General features: G+C 73.7%; 26 protein-coding genes and 2 pseudogenes. 17 read left to right on the top strand and 11 right to left on the bottom strand.

Features of this window, described 5'->3' with window-relative positions; all coding sequences use genetic code 11:
* Nucleotide 1: 1 nt before the first annotated feature.
* Complete coding sequence (locus UW392_RS14565; protein ID WP_320775394.1) at nucleotides 2-277, top strand: DUF4190 domain-containing protein; 276 nt, start codon at nucleotides 2-4, stop codon at nucleotides 275-277.
* 10 nt (nucleotides 278-287) lie between these two features.
* On the opposite strand, the gene UW392_RS14560 is transcribed toward UW392_RS14565, so the two are convergent.
* The 5 genes from UW392_RS14560 to UW392_RS14540 all read right to left on the bottom strand — a co-directional run bounded on the left by UW392_RS14560 (nucleotide 288) and on the right by UW392_RS14540 (nucleotide 6,311).
* Nucleotides 288-1,751, bottom strand: a complete 1,464-nt coding sequence (locus tag UW392_RS14560) for a 4-hydroxyphenylacetate 3-hydroxylase family protein (protein ID WP_320775393.1) — start codon at nucleotides 1,749-1,751, stop codon at nucleotides 288-290.
* A gap of 135 nt (nucleotides 1,752-1,886) precedes the next feature.
* Nucleotides 1,887-3,125 carry a cytochrome P450 gene (locus UW392_RS14555; protein WP_320775392.1) on the bottom strand — a complete coding sequence of 413 codons (1,239 nt, stop codon included), beginning with the start codon at nucleotides 3,123-3,125 and terminating at the stop codon, nucleotides 1,887-1,889.
* A 165-nt stretch (nucleotides 3,126-3,290) separates the two neighbouring features.
* A complete protein-coding gene (locus UW392_RS14550; protein WP_320775391.1) occupies nucleotides 3,291-4,484 on the bottom strand; it encodes an NAD(P)/FAD-dependent oxidoreductase in 1,194 nt (397 codons plus the stop codon).
* On the bottom strand, nucleotides 4,481-4,681 hold the full coding sequence (locus UW392_RS14545; protein ID WP_320775390.1) for a ferredoxin: 201 nt from the start codon (nucleotides 4,679-4,681) through the stop codon (nucleotides 4,481-4,483). Before UW392_RS14545 ends, UW392_RS14550 begins: the two co-directional genes overlap by 4 nt.
* Nucleotides 4,682-4,859: 178 nt before the next feature.
* On the bottom strand, nucleotides 4,860-6,311 hold the full coding sequence (locus tag UW392_RS14540; protein WP_320775389.1) for an MFS transporter: 1,452 nt from the start codon (nucleotides 6,309-6,311) through the stop codon (nucleotides 4,860-4,862).
* Nucleotides 6,312-6,508: 197 nt separating this feature from the next.
* Here UW392_RS14540 and UW392_RS14535 point away from each other — a divergent pair, with 197 nt between their 5' ends.
* From UW392_RS14535 to UW392_RS14520, 4 genes and pseudogenes are all read left to right on the top strand, one after another.
* On the top strand, nucleotides 6,509-6,955 hold the full coding sequence (locus UW392_RS14535) for a MarR family winged helix-turn-helix transcriptional regulator (RefSeq protein ID WP_320775400.1): 447 nt from the start codon (nucleotides 6,509-6,511) through the stop codon (nucleotides 6,953-6,955).
* Between the two features lie 190 nt (nucleotides 6,956-7,145).
* The gene (locus UW392_RS14530) at nucleotides 7,146-8,219 is read left to right on the top strand and encodes an LLM class flavin-dependent oxidoreductase (RefSeq protein ID WP_320775388.1); all 1,074 of its coding nucleotides are present in this window, start codon (nucleotides 7,146-7,148) and stop codon (nucleotides 8,217-8,219) included.
* An 11-nt stretch (nucleotides 8,220-8,230) separates the two neighbouring features.
* On the top strand, nucleotides 8,231-8,971 hold the full coding sequence (locus UW392_RS14525; RefSeq protein ID WP_320775387.1) for an ABC transporter transmembrane domain-containing protein: 741 nt from the start codon (nucleotides 8,231-8,233) through the stop codon (nucleotides 8,969-8,971).
* Nucleotides 8,935-9,152: pseudogene (locus UW392_RS14520) on the top strand (DUF1330 domain-containing protein); the annotation flags it as partial. The gene UW392_RS14525 and the pseudogene UW392_RS14520, both read left to right, overlap by 37 nt.
* Nucleotides 9,153-9,155: 3 nt before the next feature.
* Here the strand turns inward: UW392_RS14520 and UW392_RS14515 are convergent.
* The 4 genes from UW392_RS14515 to UW392_RS14500 all read right to left on the bottom strand — a co-directional run bounded on the left by UW392_RS14515 (nucleotide 9,156) and on the right by UW392_RS14500 (nucleotide 12,054).
* Nucleotides 9,156-9,542: a VOC family protein gene (locus UW392_RS14515; RefSeq protein ID WP_320775386.1), complete on the bottom strand. Its 387-nt coding sequence runs from the start codon at nucleotides 9,540-9,542 to the stop codon at nucleotides 9,156-9,158.
* Between the two features lie 109 nt (nucleotides 9,543-9,651).
* On the bottom strand, nucleotides 9,652-10,524 hold the full coding sequence (locus tag UW392_RS14510) for a biotin-dependent carboxyltransferase family protein (protein ID WP_320775385.1): 873 nt from the start codon (nucleotides 10,522-10,524) through the stop codon (nucleotides 9,652-9,654).
* Nucleotides 10,525-10,621: 97 nt separating this feature from the next.
* Complete coding sequence (locus UW392_RS14505; RefSeq protein WP_320775384.1) at nucleotides 10,622-11,305, bottom strand: allophanate hydrolase subunit 1; 684 nt, start codon at nucleotides 11,303-11,305, stop codon at nucleotides 10,622-10,624.
* Nucleotides 11,302-12,054 carry a 5-oxoprolinase subunit PxpA gene (locus tag UW392_RS14500; RefSeq protein ID WP_320775383.1) on the bottom strand — a complete coding sequence of 251 codons (753 nt, stop codon included), beginning with the start codon at nucleotides 12,052-12,054 and terminating at the stop codon, nucleotides 11,302-11,304. The genes UW392_RS14505 and UW392_RS14500 overlap by 4 nt, the downstream gene beginning before the upstream one ends.
* A 162-nt stretch (nucleotides 12,055-12,216) precedes the next feature.
* Between UW392_RS14500 and UW392_RS14495 the strand changes: the two genes are divergently transcribed.
* The 4 genes from UW392_RS14495 to UW392_RS14480 all read left to right on the top strand — a co-directional run bounded on the left by UW392_RS14495 (nucleotide 12,217) and on the right by UW392_RS14480 (nucleotide 15,654).
* On the top strand, nucleotides 12,217-12,951 hold the full coding sequence (locus UW392_RS14495) for a DUF969 domain-containing protein (RefSeq protein WP_320775382.1): 735 nt from the start codon (nucleotides 12,217-12,219) through the stop codon (nucleotides 12,949-12,951).
* Complete coding sequence (locus UW392_RS14490; protein WP_320775381.1) at nucleotides 12,948-13,922, top strand: DUF979 domain-containing protein; 975 nt, start codon at nucleotides 12,948-12,950, stop codon at nucleotides 13,920-13,922. Before UW392_RS14495 ends, UW392_RS14490 begins: the two co-directional genes overlap by 4 nt.
* Before the next feature lie 80 nt (nucleotides 13,923-14,002).
* Nucleotides 14,003-14,653: a pyroglutamyl-peptidase I gene (pcp, locus tag UW392_RS14485; RefSeq protein ID WP_320775380.1), complete on the top strand. Its 651-nt coding sequence runs from the start codon at nucleotides 14,003-14,005 to the stop codon at nucleotides 14,651-14,653.
* Nucleotides 14,653-15,654, top strand: a complete 1,002-nt coding sequence (locus UW392_RS14480; RefSeq protein WP_320775379.1) for a DUF2891 domain-containing protein — start codon at nucleotides 14,653-14,655, stop codon at nucleotides 15,652-15,654. Before pcp ends, UW392_RS14480 begins: the two co-directional genes overlap by 1 nt.
* A gap of 381 nt (nucleotides 15,655-16,035) precedes the next feature.
* Here UW392_RS14480 and UW392_RS14475 read toward each other — a convergent pair whose 3' ends face one another.
* A complete protein-coding gene (locus UW392_RS14475) occupies nucleotides 16,036-17,838 on the bottom strand; it encodes an NAD(P)/FAD-dependent oxidoreductase (protein ID WP_320775378.1) in 1,803 nt (600 codons plus the stop codon).
* Between the two features lie 161 nt (nucleotides 17,839-17,999).
* Between UW392_RS14475 and UW392_RS14470 the strand changes: the two genes are divergently transcribed.
* Entirely contained in the window at nucleotides 18,000-19,022 is a 1,023-nt protein-coding gene (locus UW392_RS14470) for an SMP-30/gluconolactonase/LRE family protein (RefSeq protein WP_320775377.1), read from the top strand.
* A 123-nt stretch (nucleotides 19,023-19,145) separates the two neighbouring features.
* On the opposite strand, the gene UW392_RS14465 is transcribed toward UW392_RS14470, so the two are convergent.
* A complete protein-coding gene (locus UW392_RS14465; protein WP_320775376.1) occupies nucleotides 19,146-19,739 on the bottom strand; it encodes a helix-turn-helix domain-containing protein in 594 nt (197 codons plus the stop codon).
* A gap of 221 nt (nucleotides 19,740-19,960) precedes the next feature.
* Between UW392_RS14465 and UW392_RS14460 the strand changes: the two genes are divergently transcribed.
* The 7 genes and pseudogenes from UW392_RS14460 to entE form a co-directional block, all read left to right on the top strand.
* Nucleotides 19,961-20,812 carry an STAS domain-containing protein gene (locus UW392_RS14460; protein ID WP_320775375.1) on the top strand — a complete coding sequence of 284 codons (852 nt, stop codon included), beginning with the start codon at nucleotides 19,961-19,963 and terminating at the stop codon, nucleotides 20,810-20,812.
* On the top strand, nucleotides 20,809-21,177 hold the full coding sequence (locus UW392_RS14455) for an STAS domain-containing protein (protein WP_320775374.1): 369 nt from the start codon (nucleotides 20,809-20,811) through the stop codon (nucleotides 21,175-21,177). Before UW392_RS14460 ends, UW392_RS14455 begins: the two co-directional genes overlap by 4 nt.
* Nucleotides 21,174-21,593, top strand: a complete 420-nt coding sequence (locus UW392_RS14450; protein ID WP_320775373.1) for an anti-sigma regulatory factor — start codon at nucleotides 21,174-21,176, stop codon at nucleotides 21,591-21,593. Before UW392_RS14455 ends, UW392_RS14450 begins: the two co-directional genes overlap by 4 nt.
* A complete protein-coding gene (locus UW392_RS14445) occupies nucleotides 21,581-22,624 on the top strand; it encodes an ATP-binding SpoIIE family protein phosphatase (protein ID WP_414496124.1) in 1,044 nt (347 codons plus the stop codon). Before UW392_RS14450 ends, UW392_RS14445 begins: the two co-directional genes overlap by 13 nt.
* Nucleotides 22,621-24,486, top strand: a complete 1,866-nt coding sequence (locus tag UW392_RS14440; RefSeq protein WP_320775371.1) for an ATP-binding protein — start codon at nucleotides 22,621-22,623, stop codon at nucleotides 24,484-24,486. Before UW392_RS14445 ends, UW392_RS14440 begins: the two co-directional genes overlap by 4 nt.
* Nucleotides 24,483-26,099: a fused response regulator/phosphatase gene (locus UW392_RS14435; RefSeq protein ID WP_320775370.1), complete on the top strand. Its 1,617-nt coding sequence runs from the start codon at nucleotides 24,483-24,485 to the stop codon at nucleotides 26,097-26,099. Before UW392_RS14440 ends, UW392_RS14435 begins: the two co-directional genes overlap by 4 nt.
* A gap of 92 nt (nucleotides 26,100-26,191) precedes the next feature.
* Nucleotides 26,192-26,420 (top strand): annotated as a pseudogene (gene entE / locus UW392_RS14430) (2,3-dihydroxybenzoate-AMP ligase); the annotation flags it as partial.

Below are 26,420 nucleotides of genomic sequence, written 5' to 3'. Positions count from 1 at the left end.
CATGCGGCTCACCGCGCCTCCCGCCCGTGCGACGGGCCGCCGGGACACCGAGGGCATGGCGGTCGCGTCCTTCGTCCTCGGGCTGGTCGGCCTCCTCGTCCTCAACGTGGTCCTCGGCCCGATGGCCATCGTCCTGGCCGTCATCGCGCTCCGCCGCGGCACCCCGCGCCGCTTCCGGGCCCGGCTCGGCCTGGCGCTGGGCGTCGCGGATCTCGTGGTGCTGGGTGTGCTGATCGCCGTCTACGGGGCGGCGCCCTGGTCGGTGTGGAGCGGCTGACCGAGCCGGGTCACTCCCTCTTCTCCCCGAGGACGCGGTCGGAGAGTCCGGCCGCGTCACGGACCAGGTCCAGCGGGCCGTCCCAGTCGAAGCTGCGGTAGACGGCGCCGAGTTGCGCGAAGGGCGGTGACTGGGCGAAGAGCTGGAAGGTGAGCCGGTGCCCGGCGTGGTCGGAGTTGAGCAGGTCGCGGGCGAACGCCAGCAGCTTGCGCCGGTCGTCGGCCACCCAGCTGTCGTTGACCGTGTAGTACTTGTCCAGCCAACCGCCGATGTCGGGGTCGTCGAAGGCCGCCGCGTCCGGGGTGAGGCAGATCTGCCCGCCGCACAGCTCACGCGCGAGGTGCATCATCTGCGGCAGTTGGGCACCGGCCAGCACCCGCCCGCTGTACAGCAGCGACTGTTGCGGCATGAACAGGCCGCCGGGTGACTCGGTGCCCAGCGCGATCGCGGCGGTGAGGTGGGCGTGGATGCCCTCGCGGTAGCAGGCCAGTCGGGCGAGTTTCTCCTGCACCGCCGGCCGGTGTTCGAGTCCGGTCTGTTTCACGTTCCAGAGCGCGGCGCCGATCATGAGGTCCGCCAGGCGCAGGTTGCGGTAGGTGAAGGGCAGCGCCGAGTAGCGGTGCAGGGTGGAGCGGACGAGGTCGGCGGCCTCGGTGTGCCGGTAGTAGAGGACGTCCTCCCAGGGAATGTGCACGTCGTCGAAGACGACCAGGGTGTCGATCTCGTCCACGCGGTGGGAGAGCGGGTAGTCCTCGGCCGCGGCGCGGCCCGCGAACCCGGTGCGGCAGATGAACTTCAGCCCCGGGGCGTTCATGTCGACGACGAACCCCACGGCGTGGTCGGAGCGTTCGGCGCCGCCCCAGTCGGCGACGGTCGGCTTGGTGAACGCCTGGTCGGCGTAGGCGGCGGCCGTCTCGTACTTGGCGCCGCGCACGACGACGCCGCTGTCCGTCTCGCGGACCACGCGCAGCACCAGGTCGGGGTCCTGGTCCTGCGGGCGTTTGGAACGGTCGCCCTTGACGTCGGTGTTGGCCGAGACGTGGAACAGGTCGTCGGTGACGGTACGGGCGAGGTGGCGCCGGATGTTGTCGGTGAACCGCGGGTCCAGGTCGTCCAGCCGGCCGAGGCAGTCGAGCAGCGACCACATCTCGCCGACCGTCTCGTCCCCGACGCGGGTGACGACACCGCGCGCCGCGTCGAGGACGGCGTCGACGGCGGCCCCCTTGTCGTGCCAGTCCTGCGGGCCGACCGGTGGTTTGTTCGCGACGGCGTGGCGCTCGCCCGTCTCCGGGTCGGTGTACGTCATGACGTCCCGGGTGGCGGCCTCGTGCGCGAGGTCGTGGATACGGGCGCGCAGCGCGACGACGGGCGCGAACTGCGGGTGCACGGTGACGTCCCGCACGCGTGCGCCGTCGATCCAGATCTGCCGGTCGGGAGAGAGGGAGTCGAGGTACTGCTGGCCGGTGCGGATCATCTGCGGGTCTCCTCGGTGGTGGGGCGGAGGCCGGAGGTCCTGGAGTGGATGCCCGGTACGGGGCGTCGGTGAACTACCCGTCCGTCCCGGAGAGCCGGCGCCGGCCGCCTCGCGGGGGACCCGTCCCCCCGCCTCTCACCAGGTGACGGGCAGGGCGTGCAACCCGTATATCACCGCGTCGTGTTTGAAGCGCACGTCCTCCAGGGGGACCGCCGCGCGGAGGGTGGGGACGCGGCGGAAGAGGGTCGGGTAGAGCACCTGGAGTTCGAGCCGGGCCAGCGGCTGGCCGACGCAGTGGTGGGTGCCGACGCCGAACGCCTGGTGGCGGCGGGCGTTGCGGGTGATGTCGAGCCGGTCGGGCTCCTCGAAGACGAGGGGGTCTCGGTTGGCCAGCTCGCCGAGGAGGATGACGCCCTCACCGGCGGCGATGGTGACTCCGGCGATCTCGATGTCCTCGACCGCGGTACGGCGCCGCCCGAGGTGGACGATGCTGAGGTAGCGCAGGAGTTCCTCGACGGCGTCGGCGACGACACGCGGGTCGTCGGTGTCGCGGACGGCGGCGAGCTGCTCCGGGTGCTGGAGCAGCAGCAGCGTACCCAGACTGATCATGTTGGCGGTGGTCTCGTGACCGCCGAGCAGCAGCAGGACGCCCATGGTGGCGGCCTCCCGGCGGCTCAGCTCACCGGCCGCGACGCGCTGTCCGAGCGAGGAGAGCAGGTCGTCGCCGGGTGCGGCGGTCTTCTGGCCCAGCAGGTCGTCGAGGTACGAGGAGAGCGCGGTGTGCGCGGCGTGGCGCTCCTCGCCGGTCGCCAGGGCGGAGACGAGGGTCTTGCTGTTGGTCTGGAAGAACGCGTGGTCGTCGTAGGGGACGCCGAGGAGTTCGGAGATGACCAGCGACGGCAGCGGCAGCGCCAGGTCCTGGACGAGGTCGGCGGGCCGGGGCCCGGCCAGCATCGCGTCGATGAAGGTGTCGGTCATCCGCTGGACGGCGGGGCGCATCGCCTCGACCCGTTTGATGGTGAAGGTGCCGCTGATCATGCGGCGCAGCCGGGCGTGCTCGGGGTCGTCCATGCCGACGAAGCTGAGGTCGGGCGAGCCGCCCGCGTGGCTGTGCCGGGGGTCGACGGGGCTGGGGAACCCGGGGAGGGAGAAGTCGACGCTGAGGCGGGGGTCGGACAGCAGGGCCTTCTGCTCGGCGTGCCCGGTGACGGCCCAGGGGGTGCTGCCGCCCCAGGACCGTACGCGGGTGACGGGCCCGTGATCGCTCAGCGCCCGCATCCCGGGCGACGGGTCGAAGGGGCAGGCGGAGGAGCGCGGCGCCGGGAACTCGGGCACGTCCGCGACGGGGTGGGCGGTGCCGGGGGTGGTCGTCATGGGGGTCTCTTCCGGTGTGGGGGCGGGTCGGTCGAGGGGGTGGGCGTCAGTAAGGCGGGGCCCGCCACGAGGGTGGTGGCGCTCCGCCGGTCCCGGGGCCGACGCTCCGCCGGTCCCGGGGCGGGTCGGCCGGTTGCGGCAGGGCTCCGGGCGGCAGCGCCCCGTTCAGGTCGCGGTCGGCTCCAGCGGACGCGTGTAGTGGTCGACGAGGCTCGCCCGGTGGAGCCGCGTCTGCCGGGGCATCCCCCAGCCGAGGACGCCGACCGGTCCGCGTGCTCCGTCGTACCGGACCACGAAGCGCCCTTCGGCGGGGTCGCCCTCGACGGCCTCGGCGCGGGCGTCGGCCGACGGCAGCCCGTACACCTGGATCTTGACGTCGTACTGGTCGGTCCAGAAGTAGGGCACCGGCAGGTAGGGCCGCTCGTCGCCGAGGATGTTCCCGGCGACGGCCAGAGCCTGTTCGCCGGCGTTGGTGCGGTTCTCCAGCCGCAGCGTCCGGCCGAGACCGAGGTGGTGCCAGCGGGCCACGTCACCGACGGCCCAGATCCCCTCCGCGGCGCGGCAGTACGCGTCGCAGACGACGCCGTCGTCCAGCGTGAGGCCGCTGCCGGCGAGCCATGCCGTACCCGGCGCGCAGCCGACGGCGGCCACGACCACGTCGGCCGGGTGTTCCTCGCCGTCGCTGAGCCGCACGCCCGTGACCTCGCCGTCGCGGGAGAGCAGGGCGTCCAGCAGGACGCCGGTGCGCAGGCGCACGCCGTGGCGGGTGTGGAGCGCGGCGAGCCGTCCGGCGGCGAGCGGGCCGAGCTGCGCGGTCATCGGCGCGGGCTGCGGGCCGGCCAGGACGACGTCCGGTCCCATGAGGCGGGCGGTCGCGGCGGTCTCCGCGCCGAGCACCCCGTCGCCGATCACGACGGCCCGCCGGGCGCCGGTCAGCGCGGCGCGCAGGGCCATCGCGTCGCCGACGGTGCGGACGACGTGGACGCCGCGCAGCCCGTCCTGGCCCGGCAGCCGGCGGGGTGCGGCGCCGGTGGCCACGACCACCGCGTCGGCCGTCACCGTCCGGCCGGAGGCGGTGCGGACGCCGCGCGCGGCGACGTCCAGGGCGACGGCGGGGTCACCCAGCAGGAACGTGGCGTCGAGCGCGTCCAGCGCCTCCGCCGTGCGCAGTCGCGCCCGGTCGGGCTCCCACGCGCCGGAGAGCACCTGCTTGGACAGCGGCGGCCGGTCGTAGGGCGGTTCGGGTTCCTCGCCGACGAGGGTGAGGCGGCCCTCGTAGCCCTTGCGGCGCAGCGCCTCGGCGGTGCCGAGTCCGGCGGCCGAGGCGCCGGCGACGAGTATGTGGCCGGGAGGGTTCACGCGTCCTCGTCCAGGTGGATGGCGGCGGCCGGGCAGACGCCGGCGGACTCGCGGGCCGCGTCGTGGTGGACCGCGGGCGGCTCGGCGTCCAGCAGGACGACGATGCCGTCCTCGTCGCGCTGGTCGAAGACCTCGGGGGCGATCAGTACGCACTGACCGGCGCCGCAGCACTTCTCTTCATCGACAGTGATCTTCATGGGGGCTTCCTGGAGGTGGGGGGAGAAGCGTCCGCAGCAGCGAAACACGGTCACGTGAAGCAAATCAAGCACATGACTTAAATTGGCGGGATCTTGCTCGCCGCGGGTGCCGGCGCCCGGTGCGGACCGGGCGCCGGCACCCGATCAGGTCGACCGGGCGCCGGCACCGATCCGGTCGTCAGGCGCGGCTCTGTGCCTTCTCCGCCGGAGCGCCCTCGCTCGCGGCCGCGCCGGGGTCCGTGCGCAGGGCGGGGATCAGGCAGGCCACCGCGGCGGAGACGAGCGCGACGCCGCTGCCGATCAGCAGACCGGTGCGGAAGCCGTCCTCGGAGGCGAGCGTGTAGCCGCCCATGGTGACGGTCATCTGCGCCAGGACGACGCCGATGACGGCCGAGCCGATGGTGGTGCCGAGCGAGCGCATCAGGGCGTTGAAGCCGTTGGCCGCCGCCGTCTCGGAGAGCGGGACCGCGCTCATGATGAGGGCGGGCATGGCCCCGTAGGCGAGGGCGACACCGCTGTTGATCACGATACCGGCGATCATCAGGCCCCAGGCGGTGCCCATCAGCGGCAGGGCGACGCCGTAGCCGACGGCTATCACCAGCGCGCCGAGGACCAGGGCGAACTTGGGGCCGCGGGCGTTGATGAGCTTGCCGCCGAGCGGGGAGATGATCATCATCATGATGCCGCCGGGCGCCAGGTACAGGCCGGCCGCCAGCATCGACTGGCCGAGGCCGTAGCCGGTGGCCTCGGGGAACTGCAGCAGCTGCGGCGCGATCAGCATGAAGGCGTACATGCCGACGCCGATGAGGATCGAGGAGGCGTTGGTCAGCAGCACCCGGGGGCGGGCGGTGGTGCGCAGGTCGACCAGCGGGTCACGGGTGCGCAGCTCGTAGAAGCCCCACGTGACGAGCGCGACGACCGCCACGGCGAACAGGCCGAGGGTGGTGGCCGAACCCCAGCCCCAGTCGCCGCCCTTGGAGATGGCGAGGAGCAGGGAGACCAGGCCGATGGCGAGCCCGACGGCGCCGGGGGCGTCGAAGCGCTGCCCCTTGGCGCCCGCCGGGACGTCCGGGACGACGAAGAAGATCAGCAGGCCGATCAGCAGGGCGAGGCCGGCCGAACCCCAGAACAGCACGCGCCAGTCGGCGTACTGGGCGACGGCCGCGGCGAGCGGCAGGCCGATGGCGCCGCCGATGCCCATGGAGGCGCTGACGAGGGCGATGGAGCCGCTGAGCTTCTCCGCCGGGACGACGTCCCGCAGCAGTGCGATGCCGAGCGGCACCATGCCCATGCCCATGCCCTGCAGACCGCGGCCGACGATCATCGGCACGACGGACGAGGAGAGCGCGCACACCACGGAGCCGATCACCAGTGGCACGGCGCAGATGAGCAGCATCCGCCGCTTGCCTATGAGGTCGCCGAGCCGGCCGGAGACCGGCACGCACACCCCGGCGACGAGCAGGGTGACGGTGACCACCCAGGCCGCGTTCGAGGCGCTGGTGTCGAGGATCTGCGGCATCTCCGCGATCAGCGGGGTCACCAGCGTCTGCATGACCGCGGCGACGGTGCCGGCCAGGGCGAGTGTCGCGACGACACCGCCCGAACGGGCGGTCGACTGAGGGCCGTCCATGGGGAGCTCCTAGGGAACATCGATGAGTGCGGCGCCTCCACCGAGGCGCCTTATGCATCATACATAGACTGTGTATCTAGCACATGATGTGCGGGTTGCATATGATGGAAGGCGAGAGGGTCGCACGGGGTCGCAGCGCGGAAAGAGGGCACGTGAACAGGGCGGACAGGGCTACGGAGCGGGTCGAGTTCGAGCAGATGCTGCTGAGCCGCTATATGCATCTGCACAAGGGCAAAGGGCGCCGGCACGACAGCGTCCTGGACCGCAGCGCCTACATCATGCTGAGCCGCATCCGGATGCAGGGCCCGATGTCGATCGGGCAGCTCGGCGACGCCTTCGGGCTCGACGCCTCCACGCTCAACCGGCAGACGGCGGCCGCCATGCGCGCCGGTCTCGTCGAGCGCATCCCCGACCCCGAGGGCGGCGTGGCCCGCAAGTTCCGCATCACCGAGGAGGGCGAGCGGCGGCTGGACGAGGAGCACAGCGGCCTCGTGGCCAGCCTGGACCGCATCCTGGCCGACTGGCCGGAGGAGGACATCGACGCCTTCGCCGGCTACCTGCGGCGCTTCAACTCCGACATCGAGCGCCTGCACGGCATGCCCTGGCCGCGCCCGCGGGTGGCGCCGCGGCCCGCCGGATCCTGACGGCGCGGCCTCCGCGGCGCCACCGCCACCGCGCCGCGCCTTGTCCATGACACGTCAGTCTTCTGGGCGGCTCCGCCCGCTGTCCACGGACCGGGACGGAGTCGGGACCACACCGGGACGTCCCGCTCGGGCACCCGGGACCGGCCGGTTCCTAGGCTGGCCACCGGCCCGCCGAGCCCCGGAGGAACAGGTGACGCACCGTCAGGAGATCCGGTTCGGCGTGCTGCTGAGCACCGACCGGTACCCGGGCCAGACCCACGGTGACGTGCTCCTGAGGACCGTGGAGATCGCGCGGCGCGCGGAGGCGCTCGGCCTGGACGACGTGTGGCTGACGGAGCACCACTTCGTCGACACCGTGGCGAACCCCTCGGCGATGGTCCTCGCGGCCTACCTGCTGGGGCGGACGGAACGCGTCCACGTCGGCACGGCGGTGACCGTGCTGCCGCTGCACCCGCCCGTGCACACGGCCGAACAGACACTGCTGCTCGACCGGCTGACCGGCGGCCGGTTCGTCCTCGGGGTGGGGCGCGGCCTCCCGGGTGTCGAGTACGAGGTGCTGGGCGGCGGCGCCGGTACCTGGCGGGCGGGGCTCGCCCCGCCCCTTGACCGGCTGCTCGCCGCGTTGCGGGGCGAGGTGACCACGGGTCTGACGGCGCCGTTCCCGCCCTCGCTGCGGACCACGCCCACCGCGTACACCGTGCCCCACCCGCCGGTGTACGTGGCGGCCGGCTCCCCCGCGTCGATCGAGCTGGCCGCCGACCGCGGGCTCCCGCTGCTGCTGTTCTTCGAGAAGGACGCGGAGGCGAAGGCGCGGCTGGTGGCGCTGCACTCCCGGCGGACCCGCGACCGCGGCCGGCGGCAGCCCGTACGGGGGCACGCGTTCGCCGTGTTCGCCCGGGTGACCGGGTCCGCCGAACGGGCCGGGCGGCTGATGCGGGACCGGGCCCGGTTCATCCTCGCGCTGGGCCAGCGGCGCGGCCCCCTCGCCGACCCCGCCCTGCCCGTGCCGCCGCCCGTCACCGAGGGACGTGTGCGGGCCCTGGCCGACCGCATCCTCGCCACCCATCCGGTCGGTCCGGCGGACACCTGTGTGGAGCGGCTCGTGCACCACATCGCGGTCTCCGGCTGCACCCGCGTGATGTGCCAGGTGGAGGCGGCGGAGGAGACCCCGGAGGTGCTGGACCACCTGGAGCGGTTCGTGACCCAGGTACTGCCCGCCGTACGACGCCGGGTCGACGGGGCCCGAGCCCCGGCCGGCCGCTGAGGCCCGGCGGCGTGCGCGCCCGCTCCCCCGGCGCCCCGCCGGCCCCCGTCACCGCCGCCCTGTCGCCGCGCGCGACCGGCCGGGCCCTCCTGGGGTACGCCCGTGGCCAGGTGCCTCCGATCGGCTGCGGCGGGCTGCTCGGCCTCGCCGGTACGGCGGCCCTGCCGGCACAGCCGTTCGCGGCCGAGGAACTGGTCGAGGGTCTCGGCGACCGGCGGCCCGTGACCGGTGCCCTCACGGCGCTCTCGCTCCTGGTCGTACTCGGTACCGGTCTCCGGGCGGCCGGGCAGTACGTCCTCGCCCACGCCGCGGAGTCCGTGGTGCGGGACGCGCGGCGGCGGATCACCGGCCGGGTACCGCGGCTGAGGTTCGCCGAACTCGACCGCGTGGAACCCGGTGATCTGCTCGCCCGGGTCTCCTCGGACACGACGCTGCTGCGGCAGATCATCGCCCGGTCGCTGGTCACCGGCGCCACCGCCGTCGTCACCCCGGCCGGGGCGGCGGTACTGACGGCCCTGCTCGACCCCGCGCTGCCGGGTGTGACCGCCGGTGTCACCGCGCTCACCTGCCTGGTGCCGGCGGTGACGATGCCGCGGATCGCGCGGGCCACCGCGCGGAGCCGGGCCGCGGTGGGCGCCATGGGCGCGGTCTTCGAACGGGCCCTGGGTGCCCTGCGTACGGTCAGGGCGTCCGGGGCGGAGGAACGGGAGACGGCGAGACGCTGGAGGGCAGTTGGCCCGGGGCGGTCGTGATGATCGCCTTCCCTCGGCCGAGCGGGCCCGCGCCTGGTGGGACTCGCCCGCCTACCGGGAGAGCGCGCCGCTGCGCACCCGGCACATCCCGTCGGACATCGTCCTGGTCGAGGGGGTACCGGAGGGCTACGACCCCGCGGCCACCGCGGCGGCGGTCAGGGCCGCGGCGCCCGCCGGATGAGTCTCACGCGGTGTGCATGATCTGGATCAGGTTGCCGCAGGTGTCGTCCAGCACGGCGGTGGTGACCGGACCCATCTCCTGCGGCTCCTGGGTGAAGCGCACCCCCAGTCCGCGCAGCCGCTCGAACTCCGCGCGCACGTCGTCCACGGCGAAGGAGGCCGCCGGGATGCCGTCCTGGACCAGGGCCGTCCGGTACGGGCGCACCGCGGGGTGTCCGGAGGGCTCCAGCAGCAGTTCGGGGCCGTCGGGATCCTCCGGCGAGACCACCGTCAGCCAGCGGTCGCCGCCCATCGGGATGTCGTGCTTGGTGACGAAGCCCAGCCGTTCGGTGTAGAAGCCGAGGGCCCGGCTCTGGTCGTCGACGAAGACGCTGGTGAGATGGATCTTCATGGGTGTGCTCCGGTGCGGCGTCGGGCCCGATCCGCCGGGTCGCCGAGGGCTCGGGCGGTGCGGTGTCCCGCACCGTGACCGCCACCGTAGGCACGGGACCACCCGCGCATCAAACGGACCGGTGGCCCCGGCCCGGCACGAACCGCAGCGGTGTACCGACCGCCGCCTGGGCCGCCGCCGCGAGGGCGGGCTCCGCGACGACCGCGATGACCGGGTAGCCGCCGGTCGTCGGGTGGTCGTGCAGGAACACCACGGGGCGTCCGTCCGGCGGGACCTGGACGGCGCCGAGGACCATGCCCTCGCTGGGCAGTTCCTCCGTGGACGCCCGCTCCAGCGCCGGCCCCTCCGTACGCAGCCCGATGCGGTTGCTGTGCGGGGAGACCCGGTAGGTGACCGAGGTGAGGGCGGTCAGGGCCGACGGGGCGAACCAGTCGGCGCGCGGTCCGAGGCGTACGGGGAGGATCAGTTCGGCGGGCGGGGCCGGCCACGGGGCGGCGGCGGGCGGCGCCGGGCGGCGGCCGGGCGGGCCCACCGGGAGGACGTCCCCGTCGCGCAGGGGCGCCGGGCCCAGTCCGGAGAGCAGGTCCGTGGAGCGGCTCCCGAGGACCGGTTCGACGGCGACGCCACCGGCGACGGCCACGTAGGACCGTACGCCCGAGGTCACCGTCCCCACGTCGAGGACCGCGCCCGCCGGTACGCGCACCGGCGCCCCCCAGGCCGCGGGACGGCCGTCGACCGTCACCGGGCAGGGCGCGCCGCCGGCCACGACGGTGACGGCGCGGTCGGGTCTGAGGGCGCAGCCGGTCAGGGTGGTCTCCAGGACGGCTGTGCCGGGCGCGTTGCCGAGCAGCCGGTTGGCGAGCCGCATCGCGGGCGCGTCCAGGGCGCCGGAGCGCGGCACCCCCAGGTGGGCGTGTCCGCGCCGCCCCGCGTCCTGGACGGTGCTGAGCGCCCCGGCACGGACGACAGTGAGCTTGGTCATGCGGCGCCTCCCGCGGGAACGGGACCTCGGCGCTGTTCCCCGCGCCCCTCAAGGGGCGCGGGGAACTGCGCGAGCAACCACGACGAACCGGGCATGTTCATGCCGCACCTCCCGCTGCCGGAGCACCGGAACCGGCACCGTCGGTGTCCGCAGGAACGAAGCGCACCCGGGTACCGGGGGTCAGCAGCGCCGCGTTCGACCGGGCCGGGTCCCACAGCGGACCCGGGTCGGGCATGGTGCCGATCAGTTGCCAGCCGCCCGGGGTGGAACGCGGGTAGACCGCGCTGTACGGGCCGGCGAGCGCGACCGCGCCGGCCGGGACGCGGGTGCGCGGGGTGGCGCGGCGGGGTACGTGGAGTTCCGGGGGGAGCCCGGTGAGGTAGCCGAAGCCGGGGGCGAACCCGCAGAACGCGACGCGGTAGGTGAGGGCGGCGTGGCGGGCGGCGGCCTCCCCCGGGGCGACGCCCCACAGCGCGGCCACGTCGGCCAGGTCCGGGCCGTCGTAGCGGACGGGGATCTCCACCACGTCGCCGTCGTCGGCGGCCTCGGGGACCACCGTCCAGTCGGCGAGGCGGCGGGCGAGCGCGTCGGGGTCGGGCACGCCGTCCAGCAAAACGGTGGTCGCGCCGGGCACGATCTCCTCGACCGGCGGCAGCGTCCCGGCGGCGCGCCGCCGCAGCAGTTCGGCGTGGAAGGCGGAGGTGCGCTCGGCGTCGGGCAGTTCCACCAGGAGCGCGTGGCGTCCGGCGGGACGAGCGGTGAGGAGCGGACCGGCCGTCATGCGAACGCCCCGACCTCGACCCCGGCGTCCGCCAGCGCCTGCCGCACCCGGGCCGCGGTCCGGGCCGCGCCCGGGGTGTCGCCGTGCACGCACAGGGAACGGGCGGCGACCGCGACGGTCGTCCCGTCCACCGCCTCGACCGAGCCGTCCACCGCGAAGGCGAGCGCCCGCCGTACGACGGTGTCCGTGTCCTCGACGACGGAGCCGGGCTCACGGCGCGGCACGAGCGTGCCCTCGGGGGTGTAGGCGCGGTCCGCGAACGCCTCGGGGACGCCGGTGAGCCCCGCGTCGCGGGTGGCCGCGAGCAGCCGGGAGCCGGGCAGCCCGAGCACGGGGAGGTCGCCGCCGGCGAGCCGGACGCCGTCCACCACGGCACGGGCCTGCGTGTCGTCGTGGACGGTGCGGTTGTACAGGGCGCCGTGCGGCTTGACGTACGCCACCTCGGCGCCGGCCGCCTCCGCGAAGACCCGCAGCGCGCCGATCTGGTAGGCCACCTCGGCCGCCAGTTCACCGGCGGGCACGTCCATGGCGCGGCGTCCGAAGCCGGCGAGGTCGCGGTAGGAGACCTGGGCCCCGATCCGTACCCCGCGCTCGGCGGCGCGGTCGCAGACGCGCCGCATCACCGAGGGGTCACCGGCGTGGAAGCCGCAGGCGACGTTGGCGCTGGTGACGACGGACAGCAGGGCGTCGTCGTCGGTGAGGGTCCAGCGGCCGAAGCCCTCACCCAGGTCCGCGTTGAGGTCGATCACCCTCTGAACGTAGACGATCGTTGAACAATCCCACAAGGCTTCCCCCCTTGTTCTATCGTTCAACGATCACCTAAGGTCCGTGCATCTGCCATGGAACCGGAGCCACCGCTTCCCCTGTGTCTCCGGCGCCCTGTCCCCCTCCCGCCTGAAGAAGGCCCCCGCATGATCGTTCTTCTCGGTGTGGTCGTGGTGATCCTCGGATTCGTCACGCGCCGCAATCCCGTCCTCGTGGTGGGCGTCGCCGGTATCGTCACCGGCCTGCTCGGCAGGATGGACCCCCTGGAGGTCCTCGCGGCCTTCGGCCGGTCCTTCGCCGACAGCCGCTCGGTCACCGTCTACGCCATCGTGCTCCCGGTGATCGGCCTGCTGGAGCGCTACGGCCTGCGCGAGCAGGCCCGCAACCTCATCGGCAGGCTCGGCAGGCTGAGCGCCGGCCGGTTCCTCACCGTGTACCTGCTGGTCCGGCAGGTCACCGCCGCGTTCGGCCTGAACAGCATCGGCGGCCCGGCACAGACCGTGCGCCCGCTGGTGGCCCCCATGGCCGAGGCCGCCGCCGAGCGCTCGACGGGCAGGAAGCTGAACGAGCGGTGGCGCGAGAAGGTCCGCTCCTACTCGGCGTCCGCCGACACCGTGGGTGTCTTCTTCGGTGAGGACTGCTTCATCGCGATCGGCTCCATCCTGCTGATCACGGGCTTCGTGAACTCCACGTACCACCAGGACATCGAGCCCACCCAGCTCGCCCTGTGGGCGATCCCGCTGGCCGTGTGCGCCTTCGTCATCCACGGCGCGCGGCTGCTGCTCATGGACAGGCAGCTGGAGCGCGAGATGGCGCTCGCCTCCGCCGAGCACGACCTGCCGCTGCCCGAGAAGGCGGCCGAGAAGGGGGCCGAGAAGTGATCAAGGTCGAGTGGCTCTACTGGCTGATAGGCCTCGTCTTCGTCGTCATGGCCGCGCAGATGGCCATGGACCGCACCAACCCCAAGCGGTGGACGTCCGCCGCGTTCTGGGGCCTGCTCGGGCTCACCTTCCCCTACGGCACCGGGGTCGCCAACGCCACCGCGGACAACGGTGGCTGGACCCTGCCCGCCGAACCGCTCGGCGTCGCGGTCCTCGCCCTGATCGTCCTGGCCGGCTTCAACTTCCTCGGCAAGGGCGTGCCCGTCACCACCACCGCCGAGCAGCGCGAGGCGTCCGCCGCCCGGCTCGGCAACAAGATCTTCGTCCCGGCGCTGACGATCCCGCTCGTCGCCATCGTCTGCGCCTCCGTACTGGACGAGTCCGGCCTCTTCGAGACGGGCAAGGCCACCCTCCTCGGCCTCGGCCTCGGCTGTGTCTGCGCGCTCGTCGTCGGCATGCTGATCACCGGCGAGAAGAAGGTCTCCGTCCCGCTCCACTCCGGCCGCTCCATGCTGGAGGCGATGGGCTCCGCCCTGCTGCTCCCCCAGCTCCTGGCGGTGCTCGGCTCGATCTTCGCCGCGGCGGGTGTCGGTACCGAGGTCGGCGACATCGTCGACAACGTGCTGCCCGACGACTCCAAGTACCTCGCGGTGATCGCGTACTGCGTCGGCATGTTCCTGTTCACCGTGATCATGGGCAACGCCTTCGCCGCGTTCCCCGTGATGACCGCGGCGATCGGCTGGCCGGTCCTCATCCAGCAGATGCACGGCAACGAGCCCGCCGTCCTCGCGATCGGCATGCTCGCCGGGTTCGCCGGCACGCTCTGCACGCCGATGGCCGCCAACTTCAACATCGTCCCGGCCACCCTGCTCGAACTGAAGGACCAGTACGGACCGATCAAGGCCCAGCTGCCCACCGGCATCGCGCTGCTCGGCTGCTGCACCGTGATCATGGCGGTCTTCGCCTTCTGAGCCCGCGCGACATCCCCCGGCTACCCCCTCTGGCCACCCCCTCTGGCCACCCCCTGGTCACCCCCGTGGAAGGAAGTGCCGTGACCCGCGTCCTCCTCACCGGCTTCGCCCCCTTCGGCGGCGAGCGCGTGAACCCGTCCTGGCAGGCGGCGTCCCTGGTGGCCGGCGACCCGCCCGCCGGGCTCGCCGTCACCGCCGTCGAACTGCCCTGCGTCTTCGGCGAGTCGCTGACCGTGCTGCGCGAGGCCGTCCGGGCGCACGCCCCCGACCTGGTGCTCTGCCTGGGCCAGGCGGGCGGCCGCCCCGGCGTCACCGTCGAACGCGTCGGCGTCAACGTCGACGACGCCCGCATACCCGACAACGCGGGCCGGCAGCCCGTCGACGAACCGGTGGTCCCCGGCGGCCCCGCCGCCTACTTCTCCACCCTGCCGGTGAAGACCTGTGTCGCGGCGATGCGCGCGGCCGGGGTGCCGGCCGCCGTCTCGAACACCGCCGGCACCTTCGTCTGCAACCACGTCGCCTACGGTCTCGGCCACCTCATCGCCACCGAGTTCCCGCGGGTACGGGGCGGGTTCGTCCACGTCCCGTGGGCACCGGAGCAGGTCACCGACGGCGGCGCCCCGGCCCTGCCGCCCGCCACCGTCGCGCACGGGCTGCGCGCGCTGCTCACCGCCGCCGCCGCGACCCCGGCCGGACAGGACCTCAAGGTCACCGAAGGAGCCACCCACTGATGCCGCTCAGCGCCTACGCGGATCCGTTCGCCCGGCTCGCGCTCGCCAACATCACCCGCGAGTACCCCAACTTCCCCGCCCACCTGATCGGCTCCCCCGGCGAGGACCGGACACCCCGCTCCCTGCACCCGGCTTTCTACGGCGCCTACGACTGGCACTCCTCGGTGCACATGCACTGGCTGCTGGTCCGGCTGCTGCGCCGGTACGGCGGCTCTCCGGCGCTCGTGGAGACCGGCCCGTTCCACGCCGCGCTCGACCGCCACCTCACCCCCGCCCACCTCGACGTCGAGGCCGCCTATCTCCGCGCGCGGCCCTCCTTCGAACGGCCCTACGGCTGGGCGTGGCTGCTGGCGCTGGCCGCCGAGTGCCGGGCGTACGAGGGTCCGGCGGGGCTGCGCTGGGCGGAGGCGCTGGAGCCGGCCGTCGCGGCCGTCGACGACCTGCTGGCCGGCTGGCTGCCCAGGGCGACGTATCCGGTGCGCCACGGCAACCATCCCAACAGCGCCTTCGCGCTGGGCCTCGCGCTCGACTCGGGTGTGCTGTCGGCGGCGACCGACCGGGCCGTGCGGGAGCGGCTGCTCGGCTGGTTCGGCGCGGACCACGACGCCCCGGCCCACTGGGAGCCGTCCGGGCAGGACTTCCTCTCCCCTGCGCTGAGCGAGGCCGACGCGGTGCGCCGGGTGCTGCCGAGGAAGGAGTTCGCGGTGTGGCTCGACCGCTTCCTGCCCGCGCTGGGCTCGGGGGCGCCCTGCGCGCTGCTGGAGGTGCCGGTCGTCTCCGACCACGCCGACCCGCAGATCGGCCATCTGCTGGGCCTCGCGCTGAGCCGGGCGGCCGCGCTGCGGAACATCGCGGACGCCCTGCCCGAGGGTGCGGTCCGCGCCCGGCTGGCCGGGGCGGCACAGGCGCACCTCGCGGCGGGCCTGCCCGCCGTGGAACGCGGCGACTTCACCACCGACCACTGGCTGGCGACGTTCGCGACACTGGCGATCGACCGCTAGCCACCACCTGCGGGGCGAGCCTCCCCGGCCATGCCCCTGACCGGGAGACGCGCCGGCCGCCATCCCTGACCGGGAGACACCGACCGCCATCCCCACGCCGGACACGCTGCCCGGCGCCCCCGGGGCGGAGACCGTCGGTCGGTACTCCCGGGACGGACACCGGTGACCGCCCCGGCGCGGAGGCCACCGCTCGGCGGGCCCCGGTCCGGGGAACCCGCCCGGCAGGCCCGGACCGGCGGGCTCGGACCGGCGGCCCCGGACCGGCGGGCCCGGACCAGCGGCCCCGCCCGGCGGCCCCGAACCAGCAGGCCCCGCCCGGCGCCCCCCTCTGCACCGGGCCCCCGCTGGTCCGGGGGCCCGGTGCAGAGGGGGGCGCAGGCGTCAGTCTGTGTTCTTGGGGTGGAGGATCTCGCTCAGTGACTCCTCGCGCCAGCGGGCGAGAAACTCGTGGAAGGCGACGGCGCCGTGCGGGTACGCGGTCGGGCCGTTGGGCCGGCCGCGGCCCTCGCGGTTGTAGTAGCCGGGAGTGCACTCCGCGTGGAACCACTCGTGGTCGGCCGCGCCCTCCGCCAGGACCGCGAGCCAGCCGTCCTCGGCCTCCCTGGACGGCTCGACGAGCGCGCCCTTGTCCTCGGCGGCCGCGACGAGCGCGGCGGCGTGCACGGCCTGTTCGTCCAGGACATGGGTGAAGTTGACGCTGCTGGCGTTGTGCAGCGACCCCATGTGCAGCAGGTTGGGGAAGCCGTGACCGGCGAAGCCGTGCAGGGTGCGCGGCCCCTCGGCGGCCCAGGCGTGCAGCAGTTGGGTACCGCCGCGGCCGTACACCGGCAGCTTGCCCGAGGAGATGCCGGAGACGCCCACGGAGAAGCCGGTGGCGAAGATCAGGCAGTCCAGTTCGTACTCGGTGCCGTCGACGACCACGCCGGTCGGGGTGACGCGTTCGATGCCGTGGCTGTCCGCGGTGTCGACCAGGGTGACGTTGTCCCGGTTGAACGCCGGGAGGTACAGGTCGGAGAAGGTCGGCCGCTTGCAGGCGTAGCGGTACCAGGGCTTGAGCTTCCCGGCGGTCTCCGGGTCGGTGACCGTCTCCTCGACCCGGGCGCGCAGTTCGTTCATCTTGGCGGCGTCGGCCGCCTCGTACGCGGTCTCGAAGGTCTCGCGGTCGCCGTGCCGCCGGAAGCTCGGCAGCAGCTTCTCCAGCAGTCCCGCCGAGGAGGTCCAGCGGTCCGCCACGAGGTCCTCGTCGGCCTGTTCGCCGGAGACGACGCGCAGGAAGTTCTCGCGGCGCGCGCGGGCCCAGCCGGGCCGCTCGGCGCCGACGTCCTCGGGCCCCGTGCGGCGGTTGCCGCGGACATCGACGCTGGACGGGGTGCGCTGGAAGACGTAGACGTGCCCGGCGTCCTCGGCCAGCTTCGGGACGACCTGGACGCCGGTGGCGCCGGTGCCGACGATGCCGACGCGCTTGTCGGCGAGTCCGGTGAGGCCGCCGTCCGGGGTGCCGCCGGTGTAGGCGTAGTCCCACCGCGAGGTGTGGAAGGTGTGGCCGCGGAACTCCTCGATGCCGGGTATGCCGGGAAGCTTCGGCTCCGAGAGGGTGCCGGTGGCGGTGACGACGTAGGTGGCCCGGAAGGCGTCGCCCCGGTCGGTGGCCACGAGCCAGGTCTCGGTGGTCTCGTCCCACGTCAGTGCGGTGACGGCGGTACGGAACAAGGAGTCGCGGTAGAGGCCGTACCGCTCCGCGATGCGCACCGCGTGGCGCCGGATCTCCTCGCCCGGCGCGTACTTCCACTCCGGCACGTAGCCGGTCTCGTCGAGCATCGGCAGGTAGACGTGGGCCTCGATGTCGCAGTGGATGCCGGGGTAGCGGTTCCAGTACCAGGTGCCGCCGAAGTCGGCGCCCTTCTCGACGATCCGGACGCGCTCGACACCCCGCTGCCGCAGCCGCGCGCCGGCGAGGATGCCGCCGAACCCGCCGCCGACGACGGCGACGTCCACGGTGTCGGCGAGCGGCTCCCGCTCGTCCGGTCCCTCGGCGTACGGGTCGGCGGCGTAGTAGCCGAACTCCGCCTCCGCGGGCAGGTACTGGGCCGCGCCGTCGGGCCGTACGCGCCGCTCGCGTTCGAGCCGGTAGCGGTCTCTCAGGGCGGCGAGTTCGGCGGCGGAGGGCAGCTGAGGGGTCGTCATGTGGGGGGACCTCGATCCTGTGGGCCGGGAGCCGTGCCACCGGCCTCGTCCGTGACGGTCGTCCACTACCGTAGCAACTACCGGACAGCGCTGTCCGGTTAGGTGGCGCGCCCTGTCCGGGGGCGTGCCACCGCCCCCGCACCCGACAGGAAGAGGCCCCCATGCGACGACTCCCGATCCGCGCCCTTGCCCTGCTCACCACGGCCGGCGCCCTCACGCTCACCGCGTGCGGCACCCAGACCACCGCGACCGGTACCGGGACGGCGGGCACCGGCGCGGAGAGGACCGTGCGCGCCCACCAGGTGATGCGGCTGACGACCCCCCACGAGCAGACCGGCTCCACCCTCCTGGAGGGACCCGTCCTCGACGACGCGGGCCGGCTGACGGTCGTCGACGTCACCGCGCCCGCCGGCGCGCCGAAGGTCCTCCGGGTCGACCTCGACCGGAAGAAGGCGCGGACGCTGCACACCGACGACCGGGGCGCGTACACCTCGTCGCAGTTCAGCCCGTACGACGGACGGCTCTACCTCACCGACTACGCGCACGGCGAGATCGTCAGCCTCGCCCCGGACGGCGGCGACCGGCGGGTCTTCTTCTCCGGTGACGTGGACGGCGCCCCGATGAACCCCGACGACATCGCCTTCGACGAGACGGGCGACCTCTACGTCAGCGACTCGCGCGGTCTGACCGAGGGGAAGGCCGAGGGCCGGGTGGTGCGGATCGACCGCTCGGGGAAGGAGGCGAGCGTCCTGGTCGACGGGCTGGCCGCGACCAACGGCATAGCGTTCGACGTGGACTTCGGCGGGCTCTGGTACAGCGAGCTGACCCGGAACCGGATCAACTACCTGCCGCTCGACGGACGGGGCGGGGTGACCGCGCCGCACACCGCCGTACGCGTGGACGGCGGCGTCGCGCAGACCGACTCGATCGCCGTCGACGCGGACGGCAACCTGTACCAGGCGCTGCACGGCCGGCCCGCGATGGCTGTCTACAGCCGTACCGGCGAGCGCCTGGCGACCGTCGAGGTGCCCGCGCGCGCCGCCGAGGGGCTGGAGTCGGCGACCAACGTGGCGATCACGCCCGGCGGGACCACCGCGTACATGACCGTGAGCGGACCCGCGGGCGGCTACCTGTTCACGTTCGAGGCGCTCGGCGAGGGCATCCGCCAGTCCAACGGCGGCTGACCCGCCTCACCGGACTCACCGGGCCCACCGGGCTCACCGGACCCACCGGACCCACCGGACCCACCGGGCTCACCAGACCCACCAGACCCACCGAGCCCACCGGGCTCAATGGATTCACCGGGCTCAGCCGGTGAAGGGCCGTACCGGTCCCACCTCGACCGCGAGCAGTCGCCAGGCCGCCAGCACCCGGCGTTCGCGCTCCTCGCGGGTGGGGCCGGTGACGGCGCCGGAGACCATGGCGACGGCGAGCATCAGGTCGTCGGCCCCGGCCAGCCGGTGTCCGGCCGGGACACGGGCGCGCAGCACGCGCTCGACGCGTTCGGACAGGGCACGGGCGTACGCGTGGGCGCCGGAGCGCCGGTCGGCCGCGCCGGCGTGCAGCAGGCTGATGAAGGCCGCCGACTCCGTCAGATGCCAGGAGACGACGCCGAGCACGCCGGCGAGGGTCGCGTCCTCGGCGGCGGCCGCCTGTTCGATCTGCCGGACGTTCTCCTCCAGGACGGCGGCCGCCACGGCGGCCCGGTCGGGGAAGTGCCGGTAGAGCACCCCCTGCCCGACCCCGGCCCGCCGGGCGATGGCGGAGAGCGGGGCGTCCAGGCCGTCCTCGGCGAAGATCTCCCGTGCGGCGGCGATCAGCGCCGCGCGGTTGCGGGGAGCGGCCGCGGGCCCTCGGTTGGCGGGGCGGTGCTCGTCGGTCCCGGGGTGGTGCTGCGTCACGCCGAAAGGCTACTGGGCGTTCCGGCCCGCTTCCCCTGTAGGGTGCGACAGCCTCGCCGGGACGACGGGTACGGGACCGACGACGGGGCAGGAGGCCGGAGGCAGCCCGGAGGCACACTCGTGGCCCGGCCCTCGCGGGCCGGGTGACCGGTCGGTAGCAACCGGACGGAGTGCCGTATTGTCTCCATAGCATATTCGATCAGAATTTTGGTGGGGACAACGTGGCGATTGAGAGCAATTCACAACTGCTGGTCGATGCTCTGACCAGAGAGCGGGACACGTACCTCACGCAGTGGACGAGGACGGTCACCGCCGACCTGCAGGGCCGGCTGAGCACGACCGAGCTCGGCCGTGAGCTGGGCGAACTGTACGAGGCCGTCGTGCAGGCGATCGCGGCCGGCGGGCTGAACGGCGGCGACGAGTCCTTCGGCGAGGTGCGGAGCCTGCTCATCGAGCTGTCCCGCAACCGGGCCCGGCAGGGGTTCACCCCCACCGAGACCGCGCGCAGCGTCTTCGCCCTCAAGGAGGTGCTGGAGCCGTCCCTCTCCGGCGACGAGGCGAGCGTCCGCGCGTACCTGCGGTTCTCCCGGATCCTCGACGACCTGGGCCTGCTGACGACGGAGGCGTACGTCCGTACCCGCGAGGAGATCATCTCCTCCCAGGCGGAGCAGCTCCTGGAGCTGTCGACGCCCGTGGTGAAGCTGTGGGAGGGCGTCGTCGGCGTGCCGCTGGTGGGCACGCTGGACTCGGCCCGTACCCAGGTCGTCATGGAGAAGCTGCTCCAGACCCTGGTGGAGAGCGACTCCACGCACGCCATCATCGACATCACCGGCGTGCCGACGGTGGACACCCAGGTCGCCCAGCACCTGCTGAAGACGGTCGTCGCGGCCCGCATGATGGGCGCGCAGTGCATCATCTCGGGCATCCGCCCGCAGATCGCGCAGACCATCGTGGCCCTCGGTATCGAGTTCGGCGACATCCCCACCAACGCCTCCCTGTCGGACGCCCTGCGCCAGGCGCTCAAGGAAGTCGCCAAGGAAGCCGAGGACGACGCGCAGGGTGGCCTGCTGTGATCGACCGCGTACCCATCCTCAAGATCGGTTCCACCCTCCTGGTCTCCATCCAGACCGACCTGGAGGACCAGATGGTCCTGGACCTGCAGGAAGACCTGTCGAACCAGATCGTCGCGACCGGTGCCAAGGGTGTCGTGATCGACATCTCGGCGCTGGAGATCGTCGACTCCTTCGTGGGGCGCATGCTGGCCACCAACGCCTCCATGTCCCGGCTGCTGGGTGCCGAGACGATCGTCGTGGGTATGCGGCCCGCGGTCGCCATGACCCTGGTCGAGCTGGGTCTGTCCCTGAACGGGGTGCGTACCGCCCTCAACCTGGAGCGCGGGCTGAAGCTGCTACGGCGTATCAGCGCGGGCCGCGCATGAAGGACTACGACACCGCGAGTGCCTCGGCCGAGACCGTCCCGGTCGCCAACAGCAGCGACGTCGTCACGGCCCGGCACGTGGTCCGGACGCTCGCGCAGCGCACCGGTCTGTCGCTGGTGCACCAGACGAAGCTCGTCACGGCCGCCAGTGAGCTGGGCCGCAACATGCTGGTCTACGGCGGCGGCGGCGTCGTGCGCACGGTGACGGTCACCGAGAACGGCCGCACCGGCATCTTCGTGGAGTTCAAGGACCAGGGCCCCGGCATACGCGACATCGAGCTGGCGCTGACGGACGGCTGGACGTCGGGCAACGGCATGGGGCTGGGGCTCAGCGGCGCCAAGCGGCTCGTCGACGAGTTCGACATCGCGTCGGGGCCGGAGGGCACCACGGTGCGCATTGTGAAGTGGGGCCGGTGAACGGCACCCTCGTCACGGAGGCCGGCGACGTCCGCTGGCTCCGCGCGGACGTCGCGCTGGCCGCCGCCGCGCGCCGTGAGGCGGGTCAGCTGGCCCGCGGTCTCGGCCTGCCCGAGGAGCGGGTCGCCCGCGTCGAGCTGTGCGTGACGGAGCTGGCGACCAACCTCCTCAAACACGCCGACGACGGGTCCCTCGCCCTCCGGGTGCTGCGCTCGCGCGGCCGGGCCGCCGTCGAGTGCCTGTCCCTCGACAACGGCCCCGGCATCGACGACGTCGGCCGGGCGCTGCGCGACGGCACCTCCGGATCGGGCACCCTCGGCATCGGACTCGGCGCCGTGGGGCGGCTCGCCGACTCCTTCGGCGTGCACACCCTGCGGGGCCGGGGCACGGTCGTCTACGCGCGTTTCTGGGCGGACGAGCCGGTGCCGGTGCCCGGCCCGGTGGAGACCGGCGGCCTGACCCGGCCGATCGGCGGCGAGCAGGTCTGCGGCGACACCTGGGCGGTGCGCACGACCGAGGGCGACGGCCCCGGCACCCTGCTGCTGATGTGCGACGGCCTCGGCCACGGACCGCTGGCGGCCCGGGTCGCCGAGCTGGCCAGGGCGGCGTTCCGGGACAGCCGGCACACGGAGCCCGCGGCCGTGCTCCACGACGTGCATCTGGGGCTGCGCGGCACCCGCGGCGCGGCCGTGGCCGTCGCGGCGGTCGACCTCGACGCCCAGCGGATACGGCTGAGCGGCGCCGGCAATATCGCGGCGCTGGTCGGCGCCGGGGACGCGTCCACCAGGCTGCTGTCCATGCCGGGGATCGTCGGGGTGCAGCTGCCCCGCCCCCGTACCTTCGAGGCGGCGTTCCCGGTGGGGGCCGCCCTGATCATGCACTCCGACGGGCTCAGCGACCGTTGGAAGCCCGCCGACTTCCCCGGGCTGTTCGGCCAGGACCCCTCACTGCTCGCCGGACAGCTCCTCAACCAGGCCGCGATCCGCCGGGACGACGCCGGAATCGTCGTGGCCGTGCACGGGCGGCCATGACCGCCGGGCCGGCCGTGACCGAGCTGGCCACCGTCGTCCTCCGCGCGGAGGACGACGTGGTCACGCTGCGCCGCTCCACGCAGTCGGCGTGCCGCGCGGCGGGTCTGGCGGGCGGCTCCCTGGTACGGCTGACCACCGTGGTCAGCGAGGCCGGCACCCATCTCATGGGTGTCCCCGGCCTCACCGCGCAGCTCTGTCTGATCGAGTCGGACCCTGTTCTGCTGGCCGTGCGCTTCCGCTGGCGCGCGGGCGACCGGCCGCCGCCGTCCCTGCTGACCGCCGCCAACCGTCTCCTGGACCACAGCCGGCTGCTCTCCGGGGACGACACCGGTCACGAACTGGTCCTCGCACAGCGCACCTCCGCCCAGCCGGGCTCGGCCGCCGCCCTGGCCGCCGACCTCCGCGGCGCCCTCGTCGGGGCGGGCACGGCCGCCGACCTGGTCGAGGCGCTGCGGACCCAGAACCGGCAGTTGCTGGTGGCACTGGAGGAGTCGCAGCACCAGCAGGACGAACTGCAGCGGCTCAACGCCGAGCTGGAGGAGACCAACTCCGGGGTCATGGCGCTCTACTCCGAACTGGCGAGCGAGCTGGAGGAGACCAACAGCGGGGTCGTCGCGCTCTACGCGGAGCTGGAGGACAAGACCCGGCAGCTGGAGCTGGCGCACGAGTACAGGACCAGGTTCTGGGCCAACGTCAGTCATGAGCTGCGCTCGCCGGTCAACTCGGTCATCGCCCTGGCCCGGCTGCTCCTCGACCCCGGCGGGGACCCGCTGACCGACGAGCAGCGTCAGCAGGTGGCGCTGGTCCAGGCGTCCGGCAGCACCCTGCTGGCGCTGGTCGACGAGTTGCTCGACGTGGCGAAGGCGGAGTCCGGCCGGCTGGAGCCGCATCCCGCCGAGACCGATCTGCGGGCGCTGCTGCACCAGCTGCGCGGCACGCTGCTGGGCACGGCGCGGCCCGGTGTGGAGCTGCTCATACCGGACCACACCCAGCACGGTCCGCTGGTCACCGACGAGGTCATGCTGACCCGCGTCCTGCGCAACGTGCTGTCCAACGCCCTGAAGTTCACGGTCGAGGGCACGGTGACGCTGGAGGTCACCGAGGACGGCGAGGGGGACGACGCCCGTTTCGTCTTCCGGATCAGCGACACCGGCGTCGGTATACCGACCGACGAGCTGGAGCGGGTCTTCGAGGAGTTCTACCAGGTGCGGGGACCGCACCAGCGGGGCCGGGCCGGTACCGGCCTGGGGCTGCCGTACGCCCGCAGGCTGACGGAGCTGCTGGAGGGCCGGCTGACCCTGGACAGCCGACTCGACCACGGCACCCAGGTGGTCATCGAGATCCCGGCGCGCACCGCACGGCCCGCGGCCGCCGAGCCGGACCCGGCCGCGGCCCCGCGTCCGCTCGCGCGGTCCGTGGTCATCGTCGACGACGACGAGCGGTTCCTCGCCGGGGTGCGGCCGATGCTGGAGAGACTCGCCGAGTCCGTGACCGTGCTCACCGAGAGCGGCCGGGCGGTCGCCACCGTGGAGCGGGAACAGCCGGACGCCGTCTTCCTCGACCTGCACATGCCGGGGACGGACGGGTACGAGGTGCACCGGCTGCTGGGCGAGAACCCGGCGACGGCGGGTGTCCCGGTCGTCGTCCTGACCGCGCTGGAGGCCCCCGAGGTGGACCGCTCGCGCCTCGCCCGCGCCCGTGCCGTGCTGAACAAGTCCCGTCTCACCTCCGCGGAGCTGGCCTCGGCCCTCGGCCGCCCGCGGCCCACGTCTTCCGACGCCCCTCCCGCGTTGCCGTCCGCTCCCTCTCCGCTGTCGTCTCCCCCTTCTCCGTTGTCGTCGAGGCCCGAGGAACGTCGATGATGCACCCGTCCGACATCGATCACAGTCCGGCGCACATCCTGGTGGTGGACGACGCCCCCACCAACCGGTACGTGCTGAGCACGACCCTGCGCCGGGCCGGACACCGGGTCACCGAGGCGGAGGACGGCACCCGCGCCCTCGAACTGCTCGCCGGTCCCGGCCCGTTGCCGGAGATCGCGATCATCGACGTACGGCTGCCGGACATGACCGGGTTCGAGGTGTGCGAGCACATCAAGAACGACCCGGCCACCGCCGGCGTGCCGGTCATCAACATCTCCGCCTCCGCCATCACCGTCGACGACCGGGCGCAGGGGCTGTACCGGGGGGCCGACGCCTACCTCGTCGAGCCCATCGCCCCCACCGAACTGCTCGCGACGGTCACCGCCACCCTGCGTTACGCGCGGGCCAGGCGCCGCGCCGAACTGCTCGCGGACCGGCTGCACCTGCTCAACCGCGTCACCCTCGCGCTGTACAGCGCCGCCGACGGGTACGACCTGGCCAGGGTGGTGGCCGAGGGCGCGGCGGCCATCTTCCGGTGCGAGGTGGCGGTGTTCCTCACCACCCCGCAGGGCACTCCGCTGGTCGCCCACACCTGGCAGGACCCGGACGGCGCGGAGCGGCCCGTGGCACCCGAGGTGCACTCCGTCCCGGCCTGGTCACCGCGGCGCGGTCCCGGTGAGCGGGCGGAGCCGTCCGCGCCCGAACTGCCCTGTCTGCCGCCGCGGCTGAAGGACCCGACGCGGCGGCGGACGGTCGTCGGCCACGCCAAGGCGGGCCGGCCGCCGGTCGCCGTGCTCACGCCCGTGGACGCGGTGACGACGGCGGAGGACGAGCAGTTGCTGGCGCAGCTCACCCAGGCCGGGACGCTGGCGCTGGACGCGCTGCGCAGCTACAGCGAGGAGCACGCCCTCGCCCTGACCCTCCAGCGCAGCTTCCTGCCGGAGAGCCTCCCCGAGACGCCCCGCGCCGAACTGGCCGTGCGCTACCTGCCCGCCAGCGAACGCACGGAGATCGGCGGGGACTTCTACGAGGCGATCAGCACGCCCGCCGGGCTGGTGGTGGCCGTCGGGGACGTCGCCGGGCACTCGCTGGACGCGGCCATGGTGATGGGCCAGGTGCGCCACGCGCTGCGCGCCTACGCCGTGGAGGGGCATCCGCCGGTGGCGATCCTCACCCGGCTCGACCATCTGCTGCGGTCGGTGGAGCCCGGGGCGACGGTCACGCTGTGCGTCGTCCTCATCGAGTCGGAGACGGACGTCCTGCACATCGCCAACGCGGGCCATCTGCCGCCGCTGCTGCGTGACCCGGACGGCCCGGCCGCCTATGTGCACGAGCACGGTCCGCTGCTGGGGCTCGGTCTTCCGCAGCCGTCCGCCCGGGAGATCACGGCCCGGCCGGGATCGATGCTGCTGCTGGTCACGGACGGGCTGATCGAGCGGCGCTTCGAGGATCTCCAGAACTCCCTGGACACCCTCGCCACGGTGGTCTCCGAGGTGCCGGCGGACCCGGAGGAGGCGTGCGCGCTGCTGCTCGACCGGCTGCGGCCGGACGGCAGCGACGACGTGGCGCTGATGGCGGTGCTGCTGAACCCGGCCTGTTCCGGCCAGGGTTGACCCGCCGGGGCCGTCGCGCCGGCACCTCTGGTCCCCGGACTCCCCCTGAGGCTATGGTGAGGCTCGCCTAAGTCGCCAGGGGGAGTCCCGCCGTGACCTTCGACCCGACGTCAGCCCCTTCCTCCGCCGTGGACGCGCTCACCCCCGGGGTGGACGCGCCGGCCTGGCCGGCCGAGTTCACCGAGCGCTACCGCGCCGCCGGCTACTGGCGCGGGGAGACCTTCGGCGGCATGCTGCGCGAGCGCGCCGCCGCCCACCCCGACCGGACCGCCCTGGTCGACCCCGCACCCGAGCGGCGCACCTGGACCTACCGGGAACTGG

The organism is Streptomyces sp. CRN 30 (assembly GCF_034105845.1).
This window is presented reverse-complemented; position numbering and strand designations above follow the sequence as displayed.